The sequence below is a fragment of the Pararhizobium sp. DWP3-4 genome (assembly GCF_049898205.1).
Classification (GTDB): Bacteria; Pseudomonadota; Alphaproteobacteria; order Rhizobiales; family Rhizobiaceae; genus Pararhizobium.
Map to the genome: position 1 here is coordinate 81808 of NZ_JAFCXF010000007.1, position 23899 is coordinate 105706.

General features: G+C 59.7%; 26 protein-coding genes. 16 read left to right on the forward strand and 10 right to left on the reverse strand.

Going from position 1 to position 23899, the window contains the following annotated elements:
* Window positions 1-71: 71 nt before the first annotated feature.
* Together ACP7E6_RS18850 and thpR are read left to right on the forward strand one after the other, a co-directional pair.
* A complete protein-coding gene (locus ACP7E6_RS18850) occupies window positions 72-713 on the forward strand; it encodes an arylesterase (RefSeq protein ID WP_426231261.1) in 642 nt (213 codons plus the stop codon).
* 140 nt (window positions 714-853) lie between these two features.
* Window positions 854-1441 (forward strand): RNA 2',3'-cyclic phosphodiesterase, encoded by a 588-nt coding sequence (thpR, locus tag ACP7E6_RS18855; protein ID WP_426129810.1) that lies wholly within the window; start codon window positions 854-856, stop codon window positions 1439-1441.
* Here thpR and ACP7E6_RS18860 read toward each other — a convergent pair.
* Complete coding sequence (locus ACP7E6_RS18860) at window positions 1381-1842, reverse strand: low molecular weight protein-tyrosine-phosphatase (RefSeq protein WP_426231262.1); 462 nt, start codon at window positions 1840-1842, stop codon at window positions 1381-1383. The two genes, thpR and ACP7E6_RS18860, sit on opposite strands and share 61 nt — an antisense overlap.
* Before the next feature lie 106 nt (window positions 1843-1948).
* On the opposite strand from ACP7E6_RS18860, the gene ACP7E6_RS18865 reads away from it, so the two are divergent.
* A complete protein-coding gene (locus tag ACP7E6_RS18865; protein WP_426231263.1) occupies window positions 1949-2266 on the forward strand; it encodes a 4a-hydroxytetrahydrobiopterin dehydratase in 318 nt (105 codons plus the stop codon).
* Between the two features lie 61 nt (window positions 2267-2327).
* A complete protein-coding gene (locus ACP7E6_RS18870; protein WP_426231264.1) occupies window positions 2328-2705 on the forward strand; it encodes a YkvA family protein in 378 nt (125 codons plus the stop codon).
* A gap of 6 nt (window positions 2706-2711) precedes the next feature.
* Here the strand turns inward: ACP7E6_RS18870 and ACP7E6_RS18875 are convergent, their stop codons facing one another.
* Window positions 2712-3284, reverse strand: coding sequence for a sigma-70 family RNA polymerase sigma factor (locus ACP7E6_RS18875; RefSeq protein ID WP_426129813.1), 573 nt, complete (start codon window positions 3282-3284; stop codon window positions 2712-2714).
* 409 nt (window positions 3285-3693) lie between these two features.
* Between ACP7E6_RS18875 and ACP7E6_RS18880 the strand changes: the two genes are divergently transcribed.
* The 5 genes from ACP7E6_RS18880 to ACP7E6_RS18900 all read left to right on the forward strand — a co-directional run bounded on the left by ACP7E6_RS18880 (window position 3694) and on the right by ACP7E6_RS18900 (window position 8548).
* Window positions 3694-4197 (forward strand): invasion associated locus B family protein, encoded by a 504-nt coding sequence (locus ACP7E6_RS18880; protein WP_113241799.1) that lies wholly within the window; start codon window positions 3694-3696, stop codon window positions 4195-4197.
* A 329-nt stretch (window positions 4198-4526) separates the two neighbouring features.
* Entirely contained in the window at window positions 4527-5699 is a 1173-nt protein-coding gene (gene rlmN / locus ACP7E6_RS18885) for a 23S rRNA (adenine(2503)-C(2))-methyltransferase RlmN (RefSeq protein WP_426231491.1), read from the forward strand.
* Between the two features lie 93 nt (window positions 5700-5792).
* Complete coding sequence (locus ACP7E6_RS18890; protein WP_426231265.1) at window positions 5793-6746, forward strand: ABC transporter substrate-binding protein; 954 nt, start codon at window positions 5793-5795, stop codon at window positions 6744-6746.
* Between the two features lie 132 nt (window positions 6747-6878).
* A complete protein-coding gene (locus tag ACP7E6_RS18895; RefSeq protein ID WP_426231266.1) occupies window positions 6879-7757 on the forward strand; it encodes an ABC transporter permease in 879 nt (292 codons plus the stop codon).
* Entirely contained in the window at window positions 7754-8548 is a 795-nt protein-coding gene (locus ACP7E6_RS18900) for an ABC transporter ATP-binding protein (RefSeq protein WP_426231267.1), read from the forward strand. Before ACP7E6_RS18895 ends, ACP7E6_RS18900 begins: the two co-directional genes overlap by 4 nt.
* A gap of 6 nt (window positions 8549-8554) precedes the next feature.
* On the opposite strand, the gene ACP7E6_RS18905 is transcribed toward ACP7E6_RS18900, so the two are convergent.
* Window positions 8555-9196 (reverse strand): LysE family translocator, encoded by a 642-nt coding sequence (locus tag ACP7E6_RS18905; RefSeq protein ID WP_426231268.1) that lies wholly within the window; start codon window positions 9194-9196, stop codon window positions 8555-8557.
* Between the two features lie 207 nt (window positions 9197-9403).
* On the opposite strand from ACP7E6_RS18905, the gene ACP7E6_RS18910 reads away from it, so the two are divergent.
* Together ACP7E6_RS18910 and ACP7E6_RS18915 are read left to right on the forward strand one after the other, a co-directional pair.
* Entirely contained in the window at window positions 9404-9856 is a 453-nt protein-coding gene (locus ACP7E6_RS18910) for a BA14K family protein (protein ID WP_426231269.1), read from the forward strand.
* Window positions 9857-10116: 260 nt separating this feature from the next.
* On the forward strand, window positions 10117-11334 hold the full coding sequence (locus tag ACP7E6_RS18915) for an argininosuccinate synthase (RefSeq protein ID WP_426231270.1): 1218 nt from the start codon (window positions 10117-10119) through the stop codon (window positions 11332-11334).
* A 253-nt stretch (window positions 11335-11587) separates the two neighbouring features.
* Here the strand turns inward: ACP7E6_RS18915 and ACP7E6_RS18920 are convergent, their stop codons facing one another.
* Together ACP7E6_RS18920 and ACP7E6_RS18925 are read right to left on the reverse strand one after the other, a co-directional pair.
* The gene (locus ACP7E6_RS18920; RefSeq protein ID WP_426231271.1) at window positions 11588-12793 is read right to left on the reverse strand and encodes a multidrug effflux MFS transporter; all 1206 of its coding nucleotides are present in this window, start codon (window positions 12791-12793) and stop codon (window positions 11588-11590) included.
* An 8-nt stretch (window positions 12794-12801) separates the two neighbouring features.
* The gene (locus ACP7E6_RS18925) at window positions 12802-13281 is read right to left on the reverse strand and encodes a MarR family winged helix-turn-helix transcriptional regulator (RefSeq protein WP_426231272.1); all 480 of its coding nucleotides are present in this window, start codon (window positions 13279-13281) and stop codon (window positions 12802-12804) included.
* A 244-nt stretch (window positions 13282-13525) separates the two neighbouring features.
* Between ACP7E6_RS18925 and ACP7E6_RS18930 the strand changes: the two genes are divergently transcribed.
* From ACP7E6_RS18930 to ACP7E6_RS18940, 3 genes are all read left to right on the forward strand, one after another.
* A complete protein-coding gene (locus ACP7E6_RS18930) occupies window positions 13526-13789 on the forward strand; it encodes a hypothetical protein (protein WP_426231273.1) in 264 nt (87 codons plus the stop codon).
* A 115-nt stretch (window positions 13790-13904) separates the two neighbouring features.
* The gene (locus ACP7E6_RS18935) at window positions 13905-14546 is read left to right on the forward strand and encodes a LysE family translocator (RefSeq protein ID WP_426231274.1); all 642 of its coding nucleotides are present in this window, start codon (window positions 13905-13907) and stop codon (window positions 14544-14546) included.
* A gap of 114 nt (window positions 14547-14660) precedes the next feature.
* A complete protein-coding gene (locus ACP7E6_RS18940; protein WP_426231275.1) occupies window positions 14661-16748 on the forward strand; it encodes a M3 family metallopeptidase in 2088 nt (695 codons plus the stop codon).
* Between the two features lie 361 nt (window positions 16749-17109).
* Here ACP7E6_RS18940 and ACP7E6_RS18945 read toward each other — a convergent pair whose 3' ends face one another.
* Complete coding sequence (locus ACP7E6_RS18945; RefSeq protein WP_426231276.1) at window positions 17110-17361, reverse strand: ribbon-helix-helix domain-containing protein; 252 nt, start codon at window positions 17359-17361, stop codon at window positions 17110-17112.
* Window positions 17362-17559: 198 nt separating this feature from the next.
* Here ACP7E6_RS18945 and ACP7E6_RS18950 point away from each other — a divergent pair, with 198 nt between their 5' ends.
* Window positions 17560-19122: an alkaline phosphatase D family protein gene (locus ACP7E6_RS18950; protein ID WP_426231277.1), complete on the forward strand. Its 1563-nt coding sequence runs from the start codon at window positions 17560-17562 to the stop codon at window positions 19120-19122.
* 137 nt (window positions 19123-19259) lie between these two features.
* Complete coding sequence (gene typA, locus ACP7E6_RS18955; protein WP_426231278.1) at window positions 19260-21089, forward strand: translational GTPase TypA; 1830 nt, start codon at window positions 19260-19262, stop codon at window positions 21087-21089.
* A 69-nt stretch (window positions 21090-21158) separates the two neighbouring features.
* On the opposite strand, the gene gfa is transcribed toward typA, so the two are convergent.
* The 4 genes from gfa to ACP7E6_RS18975 form a co-directional block, all read right to left on the reverse strand.
* Window positions 21159-21734: an S-(hydroxymethyl)glutathione synthase gene (gene gfa / locus ACP7E6_RS18960; RefSeq protein WP_426231279.1), complete on the reverse strand. Its 576-nt coding sequence runs from the start codon at window positions 21732-21734 to the stop codon at window positions 21159-21161.
* A 208-nt stretch (window positions 21735-21942) separates the two neighbouring features.
* On the reverse strand, window positions 21943-22512 hold the full coding sequence (locus ACP7E6_RS18965) for a CarD family transcriptional regulator (protein WP_426231492.1): 570 nt from the start codon (window positions 22510-22512) through the stop codon (window positions 21943-21945).
* Between the two features lie 406 nt (window positions 22513-22918).
* Entirely contained in the window at window positions 22919-23257 is a 339-nt protein-coding gene (gene fdxA / locus ACP7E6_RS18970) for a ferredoxin FdxA (RefSeq protein WP_113241731.1), read from the reverse strand.
* 215 nt (window positions 23258-23472) lie between these two features.
* Window positions 23473-23886 (reverse strand): RNA-binding S4 domain-containing protein, encoded by a 414-nt coding sequence (locus ACP7E6_RS18975; RefSeq protein ID WP_426231280.1) that lies wholly within the window; start codon window positions 23884-23886, stop codon window positions 23473-23475.
* Window positions 23887-23899 lie beyond the last annotated feature (13 nt).

Sequence of the window (23899 nt, forward strand, 5' to 3'; positions counted from 1 at the left end):
GGAAACTGTCCTATATGTACAATATGAAGGTTGCCGGAACGGCTGACTTTTACCGATTTAAGGGCACGTTCATGCGAATAAAAGGTTTCTGTACATTTTTGTTGGCGATCACAGCAATTGTGATCATGCCGGCGGTCAGCCGCGCCGAGCCGCTCAGCCTCGTCGGCTTCGGCGATAGCCTGATGGCCGGCTACCAGCTGCCGGCCGAAGATGCCTTCCCGGCCCGGCTCGAAAAGGCCCTGCGCGAAAAGGGCCACGACGTGACGATCAGCAATGCCGGCGTCTCCGGCGACACGACTTCCGGCGGTCTGGCGCGGATCGACTGGTCGGTTCCGGATGGCACCAAAGGCGTCATTCTCGAACTTGGCGCCAACGATGCCCTGCGCGGCATCGCGCCCGAGGAAAGCCGCAAGAACCTGGTCGCCATGATCGAGAAGCTGAAGTCGCGCGGCATCGCCGTGCTTCTGGTCGGCATGATGGCGCCGCCGAACATGGGCGCCGATTATGCCGCGCGGTTCAACCCGATCTATCCGGAACTTGCCAAGACCAACGGCCTTGAACTCTATCCGTTCTTCCTCGACGGCGTTGTCGAAGATGCCAAGCTGAAGATCGAGGACGGCATGCATCCGAACGGCGACGGCATCGGCGTCATGGTCGAACGCATGCTGCCATCAGCTGAACGTTTCCTTCAATCACTCTCAACGGGGGGCTGACGCTAACCAATCCAGAATTATTTTCTTGTTCAGCGCCTGTTAATCGCGTTGGATAAATATTGCAGGTGCGAAATTATAATTGCTTCCAGATGGCAAGCATGATTCGCTGGGTTATCTTCATGAGATTCGGGGAGCTCGTTATGCCGAGACTTTTCACCGCCCTCGAGATACCGCGTAATGCCGCAATGAGCCTCTCATTGTTGCGTGGTGGTCTTCCCGGTGCCCGTTGGATCGATGTGGAGAATTACCACATCACTCTTCGCTTCATCGGTGACGTCGAAAACCGCACTGCCGACGAGATCGTCGACCGGCTGGACCGCATCGAACGCCCGGAATTCCAGCTGCAATTGACCGGCACTGGCGCCTTCGGCTCGAAGAAACCGCATTCGGTCTGGGCGGGTGTAAGCAATCCGCCGGAACTCTATGCCCTCCAGGCCGAAATCGAGCGGATATGCCAAAGGCTCGGCCTGCCCGCCGACCCGCGCAAATTCACCCCGCATGTAACGCTTGGCCGGTTGCGGTCGTCGCGGGTCGAGGATGTGGTCAGCTACCTCTCCGGCCGCGGCGGCTTCTATACCAACCCCTTCACCGTCTCCCGCTTCGTGCTTCTGTCGTCGCGCGATTCGGTTGGCGGCGGCCCTTATGTCACCGAGGAAGTCTTCCCGCTCTACGAGCGCTCGTCGAGCCTGCCGGTGAGCGACGTGCATCCCTCAAAGAGCATGTTGTAGACGGTCTCGAAGCCCTCCGGCCCTTCATAATAGGGGTCGGGAACATCGCGGGTGGTCCCTAGCGTATAGTCGAGAAACAGGTGCAGCTTATGCTGCACCTCCGGCGGTGCCAGCGCGCGCAGATGAGCCAGATTGCTTCGGTCCATCGCAAAGATCAGATCGAAAGCTTCGAAATCACCGGCTTGGACCTTGCGGCAGCGCTGACCGGCAATATCGATCCCATGTTTGCGTGCAACCGCGATCGAGCGCCGATCCGGCGGATCGCCGATATGCCAGCCACCGGTACCGGCCGAATCCACATCCACCAAACCATCCCCTGCGACATGCCGTAGAATTCCCTCGGCCAAGGGAGAGCGGCAGATATTGCCGAGACAGACAAACAGAATTCTGGCAGGTTTCATGCTATCCAACAGGGCCCGAGAAAAGGTTGAACCTATCTCCGGGTCCCGCGTTGTGGAACTGGAAATACCGGTTGCCGCTGTCAAAAAAACTGGAGGGGATTGTGCCATGAAACAGGAAAAGCTCGCCAAGGAGGCCGTTGCCGACAACCTTTCGAAGATGGAGGGCTGGGTACTTGCCGAAGATGGGCTGTCGATCTGGAAAGCCTTCCGTTTCAAGACCTTCGTCGAAGCCTTCGGCTTCATGACGGAAAGCGCGATCTCGGCCGAAAAGCTCAACCATCATCCGGAATGGTTCAATGTCTACAACAAGGTGGACGTGACGCTCACCACGCACGATTCGCAAGGATTGACCGAACTCGACTTCAAGCTTGCGGCCAAGATGGACAGGGCAGCGGCGGGCCGGATGCCCGACCACCTGAAATAGGGCATTTGAAATCCCGGCTTTGCTCACCATATGATTTTCCATGACGGATGGGACACACAAGATGGATGACATCAAGATCGGCGAGATTTTGCTGCCTGGCGAGGAAAGCGAGCAGGAGGCAAAGGCCCGCAAGGTGCGGCGCCGTTTCTGGCCAACCCTGAAACGGGCAATGCGGCAAGTGCCGTTCAGCCGCGACGTCGTTGCCGCCTATTACTGCGCCATGGACCCGGCGACGCCGCTGCGCACGCGCGGTATCCTGCTCGGTGCACTCGCCTATTTCGTCATGCCGTTCGATTTCATCCCCGACGTCCTGGCCATGGTCGGCTTTTCCGACGACATCGCCGTTTTGACCGCAGCCTTTGCCGCCATCAGCGGTCAGATCAAGGAAATGCACTATCTCAAGGCGGACGAGACCTTGCGCGACAAGCTCCCAGACTGATCAACATCAATACGCACTGTCCACACCGCCTGCTTCGAGCAGCGTTCGCAACTTGCCGAAGGCGAGGCGGATGCGGGACTTGACGGTTCCAAGCGGCAGGCCGGTGGCTGCGGAAATCTCCGAGTGCGATTGACCGAAGAAAAACGCCATCTGGATCAGGGTGACCTGTTCGGCAGGCAGTTGTGTCAGCGCAATCCGGACGATCTGTTCGCGATCTTCACTTTCGATCAAATCATCCGGCGCTGGCGGCGCTGCAGGCAGGAGAAGCGGTTCGTGCACGTCAAGCGTCCCGTTACGCTGCCTGCGGGCTGCATCGATGCGGCGATTGCGGGCGATGCGGAAAAGCCAGGTGGAAAGCGAGGATTTTTTCGGGTCGTAAAGGTGGGCCTTCTGCCAAAGGATGACCATCACCTCCTGCACGACCTCCTCCGCTTCCGCAACGCTGGCATTCTGCCGCATTAGGAAAGATTTGAGCCGGGGGGCAAAAAAGTCGAAGAGCTCCGAAAAAGCGGCCTGGTCACGATTGCGTGCGACGGCCACTGCAAGGGCGGCGAAATGCTGTCTGACTTCAACATTCATTCCGCTTTTGATCGCCTCCGGCCTGATTTTCGCAGTATTTCACAACAGGTACAGCGCTTTTGTCAAAGGTCAAACTCTTGCCTGATTCTTTGTGACATAAAACGGCGCCGGGCACGCGTCGGCTGATCGGGCGGTGGCCTGGCAAGCCAAACGTGCAGGGCAGACGGAATTCGGCAATATCCCGCCGGCACCGTTCCCACGCTTGTTTCATTCGGCCGCTTTACCGCCAACCTGAAACTTGAGCCAAGTTTGCTTCGTACTTTGTTCCGTATTAAAGCGGAAAGGTAGCGAATTCGGGGAATGTTGACGGTTTGGTAACCTGAATTAAGTCAAAATCAATGAAATCATGACCATGCGTTGCCCGGCTGATGCTGATCGGGCTTTGGCAGCAAGAAACCGGCAGGACAAGATGTTTGTAAGAAAGCTCAACCTCGCAATCGCACTCGTGCTGGCATTTGCCGGCGTTGCTTCGGCCCAGTCGCCGACCCGCATTCAGCAGTTCAACGCCTGGGGCGCCTATTCCTATCAGGCCGGCGCCGGCAAGGTCTGCTATGTGCTCTCCGTTCCGAAGGACAAGAGCCCGGCCAATGTCGATCACGGCGATGTCTTTTTCCTCGTGTCGCAGCGCCCCGGCCAGAACATCTCCTATGAACCGCAGGCGATGATGGGCTATCCGCTTCAGGAAAGCTCGAAGGTCGTCGTCACCATTGACGCCAAGAACTTCACGATGTTCACCAAGGGCAACTCGGCCTGGGTTGAGAACGCCGCTGAAGAGCCGGCACTCGTAGCTGCGATGAAGACCGGCAAGGCCATGTCGGTTGCCGCCAAGTCGCGCAAGGGCACGCCGACGGCCTATTCCTATTCGCTCTCGGGCATTTCGGCTGCGCTGAAGCAGATCGAAAACTGCAAGTAAGCAGAACACGACCTCAATCCTGTTTCGAAAGGCCGGTTCATCCGGCCTTTCCCCGTTAAGGCCTTCGTCTTTTTGCAGATCTGCCGTGAAGCACCGGAGGGTGACGCCGGGCGAAAACCGTGCTAAGGGCCCGCTCAACGATAGCTGCGCGGATCTTTGACGTTCCCGATGCGCGGCAAACGAACTCTGATCTCAGCATTTACGCGACCGGCTGCAGGCAAAAGCGCTTGAACGGACCTTGCGTATCGCAAACATGGGAAATGGCGAGAATGGCCGCGACTGAAGCACTCGATCTGGACCGCCCCGTCAAGGCGCCCGTCCGCCCAGCCATGATGGCAGAAAAGCCGACGCTGATCGGGCTTTCGCGCGAAGACATGGGCAAGGCGCTGGCCGAAGTCGGCGTTCCGGCAAAGCAGGTCAAGATGCGCTCCAGCCAGCTCTGGAACTGGCTCTATGTGCGCGGCGTTTCCGATTTCGACCACATGACCAATGTGTCGAAGGACATGCGCGAGCTGCTGAAGAAGCATTTCACCATCGCCCGGCCTGAAATCGTTGAAGAACAGATCTCCACCGACGGCACCCGCAAGTGGCTGCTGCGCTTCCCGCCGCGCGGTGCCGGCCGTCCTGTCGAAATCGAAACCGTCTATATTCCCGAGGAAGGACGCGGCACGCTTTGCGTTTCCAGCCAGGTCGGATGCACGCTCACCTGTTCCTTCTGTCATACCGGCACGCAGAAGCTGGTGCGCAACCTGACGGCCGAGGAAATTCTCTCGCAGCTGCTGCTTGCTCGCGACCGTCTCGGCGACTTCCCGGACCGCGACACGCCGGCCGGCACCGTCGTCCCCAATGAGGGCCGCAAGGTCACCAACATGGTGATGATGGGCATGGGCGAGCCGCTCTACAATTTCGAGAACGTCAAGACGGCGCTGCTGATCGCAACCGACGGCGACGGCCTGTCGCTGTCGAAGCGCCGCGTCACGCTGTCGACCTCCGGCATCGTTCCGGAAATCTTCCGCACCGGCGAGGAAATCGGCGTCATGCTCGCGATCTCGCTGCATGCGGTGAAGGACGATCTGCGCGACATGCTGGTGCCGATCAATAAAAAGTATCCGCTGAAGGACCTGCTCGACGCCTGCCGCAACTATCCCGGCCTGTCGAACGCCCGTCGCATCACTTTCGAATATGTGATGCTCGAAGGCGTCAACGACACTCTGGAAGATGCCAAGGAACTGGTGCGCCTGCTGAAGGGCATTCCGGCCAAGATCAACCTGATCCCGTTCAACCCTTGGCCGGGTACGAACTACCAGTGTTCGAAATGGGAAGAGATCGAGAAATTCGCCGATTTCATCAACGCGGCCGGCTATGCCTCGCCGATCCGCACGCCGCGCGGCCGCGACATCCTCGCCGCCTGCGGCCAGCTGAAATCGGACTCCGAGCGCATGCGCAAGGTCGATCGCATGGCATTCGAAGCGATGATGATCGCCAATCACGGCGAGGATTGATCAGCAAATTTGATGAATGCTGGTCTGCAATTCGATTGATTTACGTGTCGAGCCTTCCTAAGACTGCCTAAAAATCAGTCTTGGAGGACACCCATGCGTTCACTTCTCATCGCCTTGGCGGCAACCGTCGCCCTCACCCTGCCCGCCCGGGCGGAAGATGTCACGGTTGCGGTCACCGCGATCGTCGAACATCCGGCACTCGATGCCGTGCGTGATGGCGTCAAGGAAACCCTGGCCGCTGCCGGTTACAAGGAAGGCGAGAACCTCAAATTCCTCTACGAATCCGCGCAGGGCAACCCGGCAACGGCAGCCCAGATCGCCCGCCAGTTCGCCGGCGAAGCCCCGAATGTTATCGTGCCGATCTCGACACCGTCGGCCCAGGCCGTCGTATCCTCGACGCGTGACATTCCGATTGTTTTCACCGCTGTTTCCGATCCGCTCGGCGCCCAGCTGATCAAGGACATGGACAAGCCAGGCGGCAACGTCACCGGTCTTTCCGACCTGTCGCCAGTTGCCGAGCATGTCGCGCTGATCAAGGAAATCCTGCCCAACGTGAAGTCGATCGGTTATCTCTACAATTCCGGCGAGGCAAACTCCGTATCGCTGCTCGCCGTCTTGAAGACCGAAGCCGAAAAGGCTGGCCTGACGGTGGTTGAATCGGCCGCCACCAAGTCGGCCGAAGTCCAGGGCGCAGCCCGCGCGCTGGTCGGCCGCGCCGACGTTATCTACGTGCCCACCGACAACACGATCATCTCGGCGCTTGAAGGCGCTGTTGCCGTGGCCGTCGAAGCCAAGCTGCCGCTGTTCACCGCCGACACGGACTCCGTCTCGCGTGGCGCCGTTGCTGCCCTCGGCTTCAACTATCATGATGTCGGCAAGCAGACCGGCGACATCGTCGTTCGCATCCTGAAGGGTGAAAACCCGGGCGACATCGCCGTCAAGGTTGCCGCCGGTACCGATCTGGTCATCAACAAGGGCTCTGCCGTCAAGATGGGCGTCACCTTCCCTGAAAGCGTTCTCAGCCGCGCCACCCGCGTCATCGAATAAGACCAAGCCGCCTATATTTGCACAATCTGATTGATTTTGAGCCGCCCTCCTTCCATACGGGGGCGGTTCATTTGTAAAATAAGCCCCGGCTACCGGACCGGGCTTGACGACGTTGAGAGAGGACCGACAGCGGTGAGCCAAATTGCCTTCTGGGGAGCAGTCGAGCTTGGGCTCGTCTATGCCTTCGTCGCCATCGGCGTCTTCCTCGCCTTCCGCGTGCTCGATTTTCCGGATCTGACCGTCGACGGCTCGTTTCCGCTGGGTGCTGCCGTTGCCGCCGTGCTGATCATTGCCGGCGTCAATCCATGGATCGCCTCGGGCGTCGCCATGATCGCAGGCGCCGCCGCCGGCATCGTCACCGCCATCCTCAACGTCCGCTTCCGCATTCTCAATCTTCTCGCATCGATCCTGACGATGATTGCGCTGTTCTCGGTCAACCTGCGCGTCATGGGCAAGCCGAATGTCGCGCTGATCAATGCAGATACGATGCTGTCGCCCTTCTATGGCCTTGGTCTTCGGGATTTTTACCTTCGCCCGCTGTTCATTGGGCTTCTCGTCGTTGTCGCGGTTATCGCCGTCTGGCGCTTCCTTGAGAGCGACGCCGGACTGGCAATGCGGGCCACCGGCGCCAATGCGCGCATGGCAAGGGCGCAAGGGGTGGATACCAGCCGCCAGATCTACCTCGGCATGGCGCTGTCCAACGCGCTGGTCGCGCTTGGCGGCGCGCTGTTTGCTCAGACCAACGGCTTTGCCGACGTCACCTCCGGCGTCGGCACAATCGTCGTCGGTCTCGCTGCCGTCATCATCGGCGAAACCCTGCTTGGAGCGCGCGGCATCCTGATTGCGCTGATCGGCTGCGTGCTGGGCTCGATCCTCTACCGTATCGCCATCCAGCTGGCGCTCTCCACCGATATGCTCGGCCTGCAGGCCTCTGACCTCAATCTGGTCACCGCGGCTCTCGTCACCGTCGCCCTCGTCCTTCCCCGCCTGCGCCGCGGAGGTGCCGCATGATCAAGCTCGACAATATCCAGGTCATCTTCGGCAAGGGAACGCCGCTGCAGAAGCAGGCGCTCAACGGCGTCAGCCTGACCATCGAGGAAGGCACCTTCGTCACCGTCATCGGCTCCAATGGTGCCGGAAAATCCACCGTACTCGGCGTGCTCGCCGGCGATGTCATCCCGACCGCAGGCCAGGTAACCATCGGCAACACCGACGTCACCCGCAAGGGCACCGCCGCCCGTGCCGGCCTCGTCGCCCGCGTCTTTCAGGATCCGCTGGCGGGCAGCTGTGGCGCCCTGTCGATCGAGGAAAACCTGTCGCTTGCCGCGCGGCGCGGCGAAAGCCGGGGCCTGACGCCGGCGCTTGGCCCCAAGCGCCGCGAACATTTTCGCGAACGCATCGCCGAACTCAACCTCGGCCTCGAAAACCGCATGCGGGACCGCATGGACCTGCTTTCGGGCGGCCAGCGGCAAGCTGTCTCGCTGGTGATGGCAACGCTTGCAGGCTCGGAAGTGCTGCTGCTCGACGAGCATACGGCAGCACTCGATCCCGGCATGGCCGAGTTCATCATGAACCTGACCCAGAAGATCGTGTCCGAGCGCAAGCTGACGGCGCTGATGGTCACTCACTCGATGCGCCAGGCGCTCGATTTCGGTCATCGCACCATCATGCTGCATGGCGGCGAGGTCGTGCTCGACGTTTCCGGCGATAGCCGCAAGACGCTGCAGGTCGAAGACCTCATCGCCATGTTCCGCAAGATTCGCGGCCAGACGCTGGATGATGACGCGCTGCTGATCGGGTGATTCTGGTCAGCGCGTCTGCGTGAACAGGATTTTTACCGCGAAGATCGAGAACACACCGGCAAACGTGTAGTCGATGCCGCGCATGACGCTCTTGCGGCGCTGCAGCCAGCCAGACAGGCCGTCGGCGGTCAGGATGACCAGAACATTGACCGGCATGGCCGCGACGATGAAGAAGAAGCCGAGGAACAGGAGCTTCTGCGTCACGGCCGGATCATTCGCAGTAACGAACTGCGGCAGGAAGGTCATGAAGAAGATGATGACCTTCGGATTAAGCAGGTTGACCCAGAGCCCGGTGGAAATGTTGGCCAGCGGCGAGGCGCCGGTATCATCGACCTTCTTGACTGTCAGCGTCGATCCATAGCGGATCGCCTGCACGGCCAACCAGAACAGATAGGCGGCACCGCCGGTCTTCAGGATCATGAAGGCTGTCGGCGAGGCGGTGATCAGCGCCGAGATGCCGAAAGCGACGAGTAGCGTGTGTACAACGCAGCCAAGGCTGGTTCCAACCACGATGAAAAAGGCAGCGGCCTTGCCCTGCGACAGCGCCCGGCTGATCGACAGCGTCATGTCGGGACCCGGCGTCGCCGCCAAAAGCAGCGTCGCTGCAGTGAAAGCCAGAAGTGTCGGCAGGCTCGGCAGGAAATCCATCTTTCAATCCTATGGGACGGTGAAGCCGCGCATTCGTTCGATGCACGCTTATTGAATGTCCCAAATGGCGGCTGAAAGCAATTCGGCATTTCGCCAGCCACCGGGTGTCGAAAGACATCCGAATACACGCATCACCAAATGGTGATGGCATACAACCGGAACGAATGTTCGCCTCCGCCGTTTCCGCCACGACAAAAGGAAGAATTCATGAGAAAAATAGCCGTCCTCTTCATTTCAGCCGTAACAGCGCTGACCAGTTTCGCTCCCGCAAATGCCTTTCCAGGCACGCCTATGAAAACTCAGACCGCGCAGTCCGATATCCTCGAGGTGGGTGACCATCGCGGACCTACGATCATTCGCAGGAGCCACCAGGGCAACGGCTGGGACCGTGACCGGAATAACAGATGGGATCGCATCCACCGCGACGATCGCCGTGGCTATTACCGGGACGATTATCGCCGCCGCGACCGGAACAACAATGCCGCTGCAATCATCGGCGGCTTGGCTGCCGGAGCGATTATCGGCGGTGCAATCGCATCGCAGCCGCGTTATTCCAATGGCAACTCCCACACTCAGGCCTGCTATGCGCGGTATCGCTCGTACCGGGCGTCCGACAACACATACCAGCCGAATTACGGACCGCGCCGCCAGTGCAACTAGGCAATAGCTGTTCGACGCCGCTATAACGCCATCAAGCCCGCTGCCCATGAGGTCGGCGGGCTTTTTGCTTTGTGGTCGAAAGGCGACGCCGAATTGCCCGAGCCTCAAACCTCAACGAGGCGACAAGTGCGCTATTCTCTGGCCGAAAGGGTTGCGTGGCACGGCAATCTCGCTAAAAGTGCCGCAGAATTTTTCTTGGGCGCGATCCCGCATTTTCTCGGGCAAGCCCGCGTTTTCTCTGACAAGACGGACAGACAAACATGGCAAAGCAAGTGAAAAAGGTCGTTCTCGCCTATTCCGGCGGTCTCGATACGTCGATCATCCTGAAATGGCTGCAGACCGAACTCGGCGCTGAAGTCGTCACCTTCACCGCCGATCTCGGCCAGGGCGAAGAGCTCGAGCCGGCCCGCAAGAAGGCCGAGATGATGGGCATCAAGGATATCTACATCCGCGATGTGCGCGAAGAGTTCGTCAAGGATTTTGTTTTCCCGATGTTCCGCGCCAATGCCGTCTATGAAGGCGTCTACCTGCTCGGAACCTCGATCGCCCGCCCGCTGATTTCCAAGCACCTGATCGACATCGCCCGCGAAACCGGCGCTGACGCCATCGCCCATGGCGCCACCGGCAAGGGCAACGACCAGGTTCGCTTCGAGCTCTCGGCCTATGCGCTGAACCCCGACATCAAGATCATTGCGCCCTGGCGCGACTGGTCGTTCAAGAGCCGCACCGACCTGCTCGCCTTTGCCGAACAGCACCAGATCCCGGTTGCCAAGGACAAGATGGGCGAAGCGCCGTTCTCGGTCGACGCCAACCTGCTGCACTCGTCGTCCGAGGGCAAGGTTCTCGAAGATCCGGCCGTCGAAGCCCCGAACTATGTCTACATGCGCACGATTTCGCCGGAAGAAGCACCGGATGTGGCAACCACCGTCAAGGTCGGCTTCCGCAAGGGTGACGCCGTTTCGATCGACGGCAAGGAAATGAGCCCGGCCTCGATCCTGACCGCGCTCAACGCGCTCGGCCGCGACAACGGCATCGGCCGGCTCGATCTCGTCGAAAACCGCTTCGTCGGCATGAAGTCGCGCGGCGTCTACGAGACCCCGGGCGGCACCATTCTTCTGGCTGCTCACCGCGCCATCGAATCGATCACGCTCGACCGGGGTGCAGCGCACCTCAAGGACGACATCATGCCGCGCTACGCCGAGCTGATCTATTACGGCTTCTGGTTCTCGCCGGAACGCGAGATGCTGCAAGCGCTGATCGACAAGAGCCAGGAGCATGTCGAAGGCGAAGTGACGCTGAAGCTCTACAAGGGCAATGTCATGGTCACCGGCCGCGAAAGCAACAAGTCGCTCTATTCCGACAAGCTGGTCACCTTCGAGGACGACCAAGGCGCCTACGACCAGAAGGACGCCGCCGGCTTCATCAAGCTGAACGCTCTGCGCCTGCGCACGCTCGCCGCCCGCAACCGCGACAAGTAGACCGCAGAGCCTGTGAGACGACAGAGCCTGTTTCTTGTGACAGGCTCTGTCCGCTGGCAAAGTCCATTTGGGTATCCGTTACCCCACGCTCCGTCATGCTCGGGCTTGACCCGAGCATCCAGCCGCAGGCCTGCGTAATTGCAGATTCCAAAGCGCGTGCTGGAGCCTGGATCCTCGGGGCAAGCCCGAGGATGAGCCGGCTTGCGACGTTCGTCAGCGGCCTAAGTCCAGCCTTAAAGCAACAAGACTCTGCCTATTCGCCCGGCGGCTTCGCGGTATCCAGCACCAGTCTCCGCGTCGAACGCAGAAACCAGACATAGCTGGCCACCGAGGCAAACAGCATCATCGGGATGATCATGCCGAAGGCAGTGAAGGGCGTGCCGAGAAGGGCAGCGGCAAGACCGCCGAGAAAACCGCCGGCCATCTGGATGAACCCCATCATCGCCGACGCCGAACCGGCAATATGCGGGAAGGAATGCAGCGCCGCCGTGGTCATATGCGGTGTCAGGAAGGCGGTGCCGAAGGCGGAAAAGGCAATCGGCAGCATCACCGACAGATAGGTCGGCGCGATGAAATGGACGGACAGGGCGATCAGCAGCCCGCCGATCGCACAAAGGGCAAGCCCGGCGCGAACCGAACATTCGCCGCCAAGTTTTGCCGCCGTCAGCTTGAGGCAGACCGAACCTGAAAAATAGCAACCGCTCTGCATCAGCATACCGATCCCGAAACCCGTCGGTGTCATCCCGACCCTGTCGATCAGAATGAAGGACAGCATGGTCGACTGCGCATAGAGCGCGCCGACCGAGCCGCCGAGCACGATGGCAGCGGCGACGAAGCGGGAATCGCGGATAAGTTCGCCATAGGCCGACAGAAGCGGACCCGGCCGGGCGCGGCGCGGGTCCGGCACCGTGGTTTCGCGCATGAAGACGATGACGGCAGCAATGGCGATGAGCCCGAAACCGACCAGCAGGAAGAAGATCGCCTGCCAGCCGAAGGCCGCCAGCGCCAGCCCGCCGATTGTCGGCGCCATGGCCGGGCCGATGGCCAGCATGATGCCGATCAGGTTCATGATCCGGGATGCCTCGGCACCGGTGAACTGATCCCGCACGATGGCCCGCGCCACGGTGATCCCGACGGAAGCGCCAATCCCCTGGATCAGCCGCCCGGCCAGCAGCCAATCAACCGTGGGCGCAAAGGCGCAGACGAGGCTGCCCAGAAGATTGATGCCGACGAAGGCAAGTGTTGCCTTCCTCCGGCCGAACGCGTCCGACATCGGACCTGCGATCAACTGCGCCACCGAGAAACCGCCGAAATAAACCGACAGCGTCAGCTTGATCATCGATTCCGTGGTGGCAAAAGCCTGAACCAGTTCGGGCATGGCCGGCGTGTAGATCGACATGGAGATCGGCCCAAGGGTCGCCAGCAAAGCGCCCAGCACGCTGGTCCGGCGTTCGCTCATCCGCAGGTTCATTCGGAGACACTTTTCTTGTCAGAGGACGCGCAGCGATCCAGTTGTTGGAGATTGTCGCGCAGGCCCTTCAAGCTTGCCCTGAGCGCCTCAAGGCCCTCCGCATCGAGGCCGAGCGTGACCTGATCCATCAGGTCACGAACCTCCCTGCGAATGTCGAGAAGCAACGTATCCGCCTTGTCGGTCACCACGACATTTTTCGCCCGGCGGTCGCAAGGATCGGGAACACGCTCGACAAGCCCTAGTCCTTCGAGACGGTCGAGATAGGTGGAGAGCGTCATCGGCTCGATGCCCATCCTGATGGCGATCTCGGCCTGCTTGATGCCCTCTGTCGCCGCCACCTGGATCAGCGCCCGGGCCTCTCCCGGCGTCACCCCCAGAGCCGACGCGGTAATGCGGCGATCGAACGCGCCGCGCAGCAACCGTGACACATCGGTCAGCAGCATGCCGATCGTATCGGTTTCCAATCTGACCGGCATGGGGATTCGCCTTCGGGTTAATCGTAAGCTTTACTTATCAAGCGGAAGGTAGACCGGCAAGTTTCAAGAAAATTTTCGGTAAACCATACGCAGTCGGTAATAAATCGATCACGAAAGTAACAATGAAAAGCACGCGTTATGACAACGCCGTGCATCGCGCATGCGTGAATTGAACGTGTTCATAACCTGGGAGCAGAGTTCGCGGCGGGAGCAATCATGCTCCCGCCTCACTGGGAGAGAGACCATGCTTAAGACAATTTTCGCCGCCACAGCCATCATTGCCAGCCTTTCGGCTCCAACTTTCGCCGCCGGCATGATGACTTGCGATGACGCGTCGATCATGAAGACAGAAGCAATGGCCAAGGGCATGACCGATCCGATGAAGAAGGATTCCATGATGATGGCGATGAAGGAAGTCGATAGCGCCAAGATGGCAATGAAAGACGGCAAGACCGACGACTGCTCCATGCATCTCGACAACGCCATGAAGGCAACCGAAGCGAAATAAGCTTTTCTGTTCCGCGCGGCAGGGCTCCGCCTGGCCCTGTCCGCATCCGCCCAACTGCATCTTGACGGAATCAGCGTCGCAAGGTCGAATGGATTTTCACGCGCGAGGAGATTCCATGACGCAGACCCTGCTTTTTGGCGCCTTTCTGGCCGCCCTTCTCTACGTTCTCATCCCCGGCCCTGCCTTTCTTGCCCTTCTCGGCATCGGAGCCGGACAAGGCCGCAAGGCAGGCGCGATGTTCATGGGCGGCCATCTGGCCGGTGACCTGCTGTGGTCGGCACTGGCGCTCATCGCGATCGTCGGCGCAAAGACGATCGGCAGCACGGTGTTCGACATTCTCGGCATGCTCTGCGGCTTCTACCTTGCCTGGATCGGCTGGAACGCGCTGCGGGCCAAGCCGCGTGGCGAAAACCAGCCGCTGATAACCGTTGAGCGTCCTTACCGGCGCGGCCTGATCTTCGGCCTCACCAACCCGAAGGGTTATCCGGTTGCACTGGCGACCTTTACGGCGCTTCTTGCCGGCTCCTCCAACGCGCTCGATTTTCATGCACTTCCGGCGCTGCTCGCCGTTTCCTTCCTCGGATTCCTGGTCGCAGATATCATTTTGATCGGCATCATCGGCGCCTCGGTGGTGCGGCGCTTCTACCGCCGCCACGAACTGGCGATCGTGCGCCTGTCCGGCGTGCTGTTCATGGGCTTTGCCGTGCAGGCCGTCTGGCATGCGGCACCTGGACTTTTGGGACTGCGCAAGCCTTGACCGGCCGCCCGCCAGCGCCCACCTGACAATCTTGATATTTCCACAATCGCTGCCGACAACGCTTGGCAGTACCTGCTTTAAGCGGGACATACCGGAATGCGAAAGGACTGCCTTATGACGTCGAACCCCGCGCTGAATCCTGCCATCACCGATTGGAACGGCCCGGATGGGCTGCCGCGCTTCGAGGCGGTCAGCGATAACGATTTTGCAGCGTCCTTCGAGGCGGCCCTTGCCGGACACGAAACCGAAATCGACGCCATTGCCAATAATCCGCAGCCTGCCACCTTCGAAAACACCATCGTCACCCTTGAGACCGCCGGTGACGCATTGTCACGGGTTTCGTCGCTGTTCTGGAACCGGGCTGGTGCGCATACCAATGACGCCATCCAGGCACTGGAGCGGGACATCTCGCCCAAAATGTCGCGGCACTATTCGAAGATCGGCATGAATGCAGCGCTGTTTCAGCGGATCGATCAGCTGTGGGAGAAGCGCGAGGCTCTCGGCCTCTCGCTCGAACAATTGCGCGTGCTGGAACGCCATTGGAAGGGTTTTGTGAAATCCGGTGCCAAGCTGCCGAAGCCCGAGCAGGAAACCCTTGCCGGGATCAACGAAAAGCTCGCCGGCCTCAGCACCCAGTTCGGCCAGAACGTCCTTGCCGATGAGAAGGAATGGTCGCTGATTCTCACGGACGACCCGGAACTCGAAGGGCTGCCGGATTTCCTCAGGGACGCCATGGCATCAGCCGCCCGCGAACGCGGCGAAGACGGCAAATATGCCGTTACCCTGTCGCGCTCGATCATCGAGCCCTTCCTGACCTTCTCGGAACGCCGCGATCTGCGCGAACAGGCCTTCAAGGCCTGGGTTGCCCGTGGCGAAAATCCCGGCGAAACCGACAATCGCGGCATCATCCGCGAAACGCTGGCGCTACGCAGCCAGGTTGCCAAGCTGCTCGGCTACGGCAACTTCGCCGAAATGAAGCTCGACAACACCATGGCAAAGACACCGGCTGCGGTGAACGATCTCTTGCGCGCTGTCTGGGAAAAAGCCGTGAAGCGCGCCCGCGAGGAAGAAGCCGATATCGCAAGAATGATCGCCGAGGATGGCAAGAACCACGACGTGATGCCCTGGGACTGGCGCTTCTACTCCGAGCGCATCCGCGCGCAAAAATTCAACTTCTCCGAAGCCGAACTGAAGCCCTATCTGCAGCTCGAAAAGATCATCGAGGCCTGCTTCGATGTCGCCAACCGGCTGTTCGGCATTCGTGCGGTCGAGAAGAAGGGCATTGCCGCCTATCACCCGGACGTCCGCGTCTTTGAAATCCGCGATGCGAACGACAAGCTTGTTGCCCTTTTCCTCGGCGACTATTTTGCCCGCAGCTCGAAACGCTCCGGCGCCTGGATGAGCGCGTTCCAGTCGCAGCACAAGCTGCCGATGAAGAACGGCAAGACCGGCGAGCTGCCGATCATCTACAATGTCTGCAACTTTGCAAAACCGGCGGAAGGAAAGCCGGCTCTGTTGTCGCTCGACGATGCCCGCACGTTGTTCCACGAATTCGGCCACGCGCTGCATGGCATGCTGTCGGATGTCACCTACCCGTCCGTTTCCGGCACTGCAGTCTCCCGCGATTTCGTCGAACTGCCCTCGCAACTCTACGAACACTGGCTGACGGTGCCTGATATCCTCAAGCAATATGCCGTGCATGTCGAAACCGGCGAGCCGATGCCGCAAGCGCTGCTCGACAAGGTTCTGGCCGCCCGCACCTTCAACGCCGGGTTCAACACGGTGGAATTCACCTCATCGGCGATCGTCGATATGGAATTCCACACCCGCGGCCCGATCGACGACCCGATGGCGGTTCAAGCGGAAATCCTGGCCGAACTCGGCATCCCGAAGTCGCTGGTCATGCGCCATGCCTCGCCGCACTTCCAGCACATCTTCGCCGGCGGCTATTCGGCCGGCTACTATTCCTACATGTGGTCGGAAGTGCTCGACGCCGATGCCTTCGCTGCGTTTGAGGAAACCGGCGATGCGTTCGATACGGCGATGGCCAAGAAGCTGAAGGACCACATCTATTCCACCGGCGGCTCGCTCGATCCGGAAGATGCCTACAAGGCTTTTCGCGGCAAACTGCCAAGTCCGGATGCGATGCTGGCGAAGAAGGGGCTGGCGGTCACGGAAGAACTATCGGGCTCCGACGCCTGAACGGCTACGGGTCTTCGAACTTGTCGGCAATACCGCTCATATCCTCGTGCAGCCGCACGGGGATATCCATCCGGTCGTGCAGGATGGCCATGACCCCAATCTTGCCGCTCGGGAGTTCGCGAAAAACAGATAGTGCCGTTCGGAGCGGCTGAAGAAGGCCTGGACTTTCAGACCGGCCGGGACTGCGAGAGCGCTTGGCAAACGGCGCCACAGGGCTTTGGTCTCAGACAGGGTCTGCAGATGAGTGTGAAGGCCTGTAATATAGGTAACCGCCTGCGCTTCACCCCACTGCACGACGGTATCCCTCCAAATCCGATCCTGTGCGGCATCGGCTGGAGGATAAAACAGATATCCGGCCATCCTATCGGCTTGTGTTGCGGCGAATGACGTCTTCTGCCGAAACGGCGACAAACTCGTTTTCGTCAGCCCTCAAGCCAGGTTCCAGTTTCTTTTGCAGCCAGTCCCAGGCCTCTGTCCGGCTTTGCAGATCACGGCGGATCAGAGCGCGGATGTACTCGCTGGCGTTTTCGTAGAGGCCATCCTGGCCGATCTGCTGCTGGACATGGTCCTGCAAGGGGCCTGTGACCCGGACATGAATGCTTTCCGACGCCATGCTGATCTCACAATTACAGCCGTCAGGATGATACTTGTGCTGAATATTGTCAATAAACAGCACGGAATGTCATCACGTCACGGAACTGTCGCCAAACCGTTGGAATAGATTCATCCAACTGTAAACGAACTGACATCGCTTTCGCCAAAGGTCCGCCTCGGGTTTCACGTGATTCCCGAGATGGTACCGGAGGCCGATTTGGTCGATATACAGGATACGCTGACCCGCCGTTCCTTCCTGCTGTCTGCAGGCGCCGCCGGGTTTGCCGCCACATCCGTTCTCGCCACGCCCTTTTATTCCCGAAGCTACGGCAGGCCGTCCTTCACGCATGGTGTCCAGTCCGGTGATGTCGATACGAAATCCGGGATGATCTGGACACGGGCCGACCGGCCGTCGCGCATCGCTGTCGAATATTCGACGACCGAGAGCTTTTCTTCTCCGGTGCGTTTGCCGTTGATCGATGCGCTGCCGGGCAGCGACTACGCCGTAAAATGTGCGCTGAACAACCTGCTGCCGGACCAGGACATCTTCTACCGCTTCACCGCAACCGATCTCTACGACAGCAACAGCGTTTCCGAACCGGTCATCGGCCGGTTTCGCACAGCACCCTTGCGCCGCCGCTCGGTGCGTTTCGTCTGGTCGGGCGATACCGCCGGCCAAGGCTGGGGCATCGACGATACCGGCATGAAGACCTATTCGACCATGCAGCTGCACGAGCCGGATTTCTTCATCCATTCCGGCGACACGATCTATGCCGACAACCCCATCCCCGACGAAATTCCGCTGCGCGACGGCACGATCTGGAAGAACCGCATCGTCACGCCGGAAAAACGCGAGGTGGCGCGCACGCTCGAGGAATATCGCGGCCAGTGGAAATACAATCTACTCGACGATCATGTTCGCGCCCTGAATGCCACGTGTCCGACCTTCTACCAGTGGGATGATCATGAGGTTTTGAACAACTGGTCGCCCTCGACCGATCTGCGTGACGATCACCGCTATCCGGACAAGGACGTCTCGGTTTATGCGGCCCGCGCCATGCAGGCTTTTCAGGAGATGACGCCGATCCGCGCCATTCCCGCCCAGCCCGGCCGCATCTTCCGCAAGATCCCCTATGGCCGGCTGCTCGATGTTTTCTTCGTCGATCTGCGTTCCTACCGTGAAGCCAATCAGGGCGGCGGCAACGAACTGTTCGGCTGGCGGCAGGCGGACTGGCTGAAGCGGGAACTGGCGGCCTCGACAGCCACGTGGAAGGTGATTGCCTGCGACATGCCGATCGGGCTCGTCGTCTGGGACGATTTCGCCAACAGGCAGGGCTCCGATGCGATCGCCAATGGCGACAACGGCCAGCCCACCGGCCGGGAAAAGGAATTCGCCGATATCCTCACCTTCATCCGCGACAATGCCATCCAGAACACCGTCTGGCTGACGGCGGATGTGCATTACACTGCCGCCCACCACTACGACCCCTCCCGCGCCGCCTTCAAGGACTTCCTGCCGTTCTGGGAATTCGTTTCCGGTCCGCTGCATTCCGGCACCTATGGACCGAAGGAACTGGATATGACGTTCGGTCCGGACGTTCGTTTCATCAAGGCGGCCGGCAGCGGCATAGACCAGAACCTGCCGCCGTCTGCCGGCCTGCAGTTCTTCGGCCTTGTCGATATCAACGGCCAGACCGAGCAGATGACGGTCCGGCTGATGGATCGCGACGATCAGGAACTCTGGCAGATCACGCTCGACCCAATCGGCAATTCCGTATGAAACGACCACCGGATTCACTCTCTCTCAAGACTTTGCCGCCCTCCCCCCTTTCGCAAATGCAAAAAAACCTGTATGAGCCGCGCAATTGAAGATGCGGCGTTCATCACATACGCCCCGAAACCTCCGAGTATTCACACATGAAAATGCGCAACATCGCGATCATCGCACACGTTGACCATGGGAAAACCACGCTTGTCGACGAACTTCTGAAGCAGTCGGGTTCCTTCCGCGACAACCAGCGCACGACCGAGCGCATGATGGATTCGAACGACCTCGAAAAAGAGCGTGGCATCACCATTCTGGCCAAGGCCACCTCGATCGAGTGGAAGGGCGTTCGCATCAATATCGTCGACACCCCCGGCCACGCCGACTTCGGCGGTGAAGTCGAGCGTATCCTGTCGATGGTGGACGGCGCGATCGTTCTGGTCGATAGCTCGGAAGGCCCGATGCCACAGACCAAGTTCGTCGTCTCCAAGGCGCTGAAGGTCGGCCTTCGCCCGATCGTCGCGATCAACAAGATCGACCGTCCGGACGGCCGCCACGAGGAAGTCATCAACGAAGTCTTCGACCTGTTTGCCAATCTCGATGCAACCGACGAGCAGCTCGACTTCCCGATCCTCTACGGTTCTGGCCGCAATGGCTGGATGAACCTCAATCCGGAAGGTCCGAAGGAAGAGGGTCTCGCACCGCTTCTCGACCTCGTTCTCAAGCACGTTCCAGAGCCGAGCGTCGGCGAAGAAGACGGCGCATTCCGCATGATCGGCACGATCCTGGAAGCCAACCCCTTCCTCGGCCGCATCATCACCGGCCGTATCCATTCCGGCTCGATCAAGCCAAACCAGGCCGTCAAGGTTATTGGCCAGGACGGCAAGCTGATTGAGAACGGCCGTATCTCGAAGATTCTCGCTTTCCGCGGTATCGAGCGTACGCCGATCGAGGAAGCGCATGCGGGCGACATCGTCGCCATCGCCGGCCTGTCCAAGGGCACGGTCGCCGACACGTTCTGCGATCCCTCGGTCACCGAGGCGCTGCATGCCCAGCCGATCGATCCGCCGACCGTCACCATGTCCTTCATCGTCAACGACAGCCCGCTTGCCGGCACCGAAGGCGACAAGGTAACGAGCCGCGTCATTCGTGACCGCCTGCTCAAGGAAGCCGAAGGCAACGTCGCGCTGAAGATCGAGGAAGCCGAAGGCAAGGATTCGTTCTACGTCTCCGGCCGTGGCGAATTGCAGCTCGCCGTTCTCATCGAAACCATGCGCCGCGAAGGTTTTGAGCTTGCCGTTTCGCGTCCGCGCGTCGTCATGCACAAGGACGAAGCCACCGGCCAGATGCTGGAACCGGTCGAAGAAGTCGTCATCGACGTCGATGAGGAATATTCCGGCGTCGTCGTCCAGAAGATGTCCGAGCGCAAGGCTGAAATGGCCGAACTGCGTCCCTCCGGCGGCAACCGCGTTCGTCTGAAGTTTTTTGCTCCGACCCGTGGCCTGATCGGCTACCAGTCGGAACTGATGACAGACACGCGCGGCACGGCCATCATGAACCGTCTGTTCCACGAATATCAGCCTTACAAGGGCGATATCGGCGGCCGCGTTCAGGGCGTTCTGCTCTCCAACGATGCTGGCGAATCCGTCGCCTACGCCATGTTCAACCTGGAAGACCGCGGCCCGATGATCATCGACGTCGGCGAGAAGGTCTATGCCGGCATGATCATCGGTATCCACACGCGTGACAACGATCTCGAAGTCAACGTGCTGAAGGGCAAGAAGCTCACCAATATGCGCGCCTCCGGCAAGGACGAAGCTGTCAAGCTGACCCCGCCGATCCGCATGACGCTCGACCGCGCGCTGTCCTGGATCCAGGACGACGAACTGGTAGAAGTGACGCCGAAGAACATCCGCCTGCGCAAGATGTACCTCGATAGCAACGACCGCAAGCGTTTCGAAAAGTCGCGCGGCGCTGCATAAGCAGACGCTTCCCAGCGAAATAAAAGAGGGCGCAGCGATATCGATCGCTGCGCCCTTTTCATTTGCGGATCAAGATTTGAGCACGCCGCTCTTCTTCGCCGTCCAGGTGGCGATATAATCCATCAAGGCATTATTCAAGCAATCGGATGGCGTGAGCCCCAGCTCGGTCAGCCGTGCGCGGATAGCGGGCATATCCGCAGGATCGGTGCCGGACTCGATGATAGAGGAGACGAAGGCGGCGAAACCGGGCGGTGACCAGCCATCGCTCTCAAAACGTTCGGGATGAATGAAGTCCAGCCCCTGAAAAGGATGTTCCCGCTCCACAGGGCCGTACATATGGACGCCACAGCCCTTGCAGCCATGGCGCTGGATCAACGCAGTCTTGTCGACGACTTCGAGTTTGTCGCCGTTCTCAAGCACGGTAATCTTGTCATGCGCGGCAACGGCGACGATCGAAAAGGTCGCTCCGGCCGGTTTCCAGCATTTGGTACAGCCACAGGCGTGATTGTGGGCGACGTCGCCCTCGACCTTGACCCTTACAGGCCTGTCGGTACACGCACAGACCAGAACGCCGCCAGTGAAGCCCGGCGCCCCCTTGAGCGCACCCTTGTCGAGCAATGGATGTAGAGAAACGGTAGCAGGCATGTTCTCCTCCCGTGCCGGTTCATCTCCTTCGCCTCCCGTGCCGGCAGATCGCGGCAAGGCGCCTCAAGCGGTAGCATATCACGACGACGGAAAGAGTCTCCTCGGACCCGCCTTATCCGGGCGTAGCCAAAGAGCCGGACAGCAGACACAAAAAAGCCCCGTCATTGCTGACAGGGCTTTTGAGATGGAAGCAGTGCTTGAAGAATGCTTACGCGGCTTCTTCCTGCGCTTCGTCTTCTTCGATGGCCTTGCCGCGCTTCGGACCCTTGTTGAGGTTCGTTTCGACAAGACGGACAGCTTCGGTTTCCGACATCTTGTTCACGGCTGCGATTTCGCGCGCCATGCGGTCAAGCGCAGCTTCGTAAAGCTGACGTTCGGAATAGGACTGCTCCGGCTGGTTTTCAGCACGATAGAGGTCGCGAACCACTTCGGCGATCGAGATCAGGTCACCGGAATTGATCTTTGCATCATATTCCTGCGCACGCCGGGACCACATGGTCCGCTTGACGCGTGCCCTGCCCTGGACGACCTTCAATGCACGTTCGACGAAATCGGTCTCCGAGAGCTTGCGCATGCCAATGGAGACGGCCTTTGCTACCGGCACCTTGAGACGCATCTTGTCCTTTTCGAAATCGATGACAAACAGTTCGAGGGACATGCCCGCAACCACCTGTTCTTCAATTGCTACAATTTGTCCAACGCCGTGGGCTGGGTAAACGATCGATTCACCGGTCTTGAATCCATGGCGTGTTGAAGATTTTTTCTGCTGGGTCGTCATTCGTTTCAAAAACTCCCTGTTACGCTCCCGGCAATAAGCCGGGGCCGGGTCAGTCAGGCCCGGGATGGACGGGGGCACCGTCGGGTGACTCCATGCTGATCCGTTCCAACGGTCATCAAATCGATCTTCTGCGGGGCGATCACACACAAGCAACTGCAGTTGCGTATTTGGGGTCAGCCGCGCAGTGGGATTTTTTTGCTTTCGTGATGGTTTTTCGGGCACACGCAAGTGCCACGATGTGGATCAGTTTTTAGACCCTATCATAAAAAACTGCGGAAATCAATAATTTGCTTTACAACGGCCATCAAGGCCAACCAGCCCGTCACGGACATGGTTAAGCCATGATTCCCCAAATTTCGCCATCTTTTGCAACCGGGAATCAACCGGCCACCCGGAACCTATGACGTCAGTCGCCCTGACCAGGCTTCGGCGAAAAGTATTTTTCGTACTTGCCTTCTTCGCCGTCCATTTCCTTGGCTTCCGGCATCTCATCACGCTTGACGGTGAGATTGGGCCATTGTGTGGCGAAGTCTGCGTTGACCTTCAGCCACATGTCCAGGCCCGGCTCGGTATCCGGCTTGATGGCGCCCGCCGGACATTCCGGCTCGCAGACGCCGCAATCGATGCACTCGTCAGGATGAATGACCAGAAAGTTCTCGCCTTCATAGAAGCAGTCCACCGGGCACACTTCGACGCAATCGGTATATTTGCAGCGTATGCAATTGTCTGTCACGACATACGTCATGAGGTACTCCAGCGATTTCTCACGTTGCAGCAGACAGGAACCAAAAGCGAGGTCCGCTTATCCGCATCCGTTCGGGGATCCCAGCCCGCCAACGTCTCTCGTGACGCAACACGGCTGCTCATTTACCCCGTGAGGTAAAGGCTTTGCGGGGGCTTTGCAAGAATAATCCATGCGCGAAACCGGCGCCCGGCGGGACAGTTTTCTAATCCTGTTTGCTATTCCTGATGCCAATCCTGCTTCAGCCTATCGACATCGCGGCGCTGCTTCTTGGTCGGCCGTCCGCTGCCACGCTCCCGCGTTGCCTGCTCGAAGGCATTCGGCTTTTCGCCGGGAACGATCGCAGGCGTCAGGTCGTCGTAAAGTAGCCGCGCCTCCTCATAGGGTCCGCGCCGGACACCGGGAAGCAAAACACGCACGACGGTGTCGTGCCGGTCAAGCGAGACGATGACGACATCGCCGGCTTTCAATGCATGGGATGGCTGGGTGATGCGGGAGCCGTTGACCCGGATATCGCCGGACTCGATCGCCTTCTGGGCGATCGAGCGAGACTTTTGCAGGCGCGTGAAGAACAGCCATTTGTCGAGACGCTGGCGCAGAACCGGCAGGGACTGAGGCTGTTTTCCACCCATACCGTCACCTGCC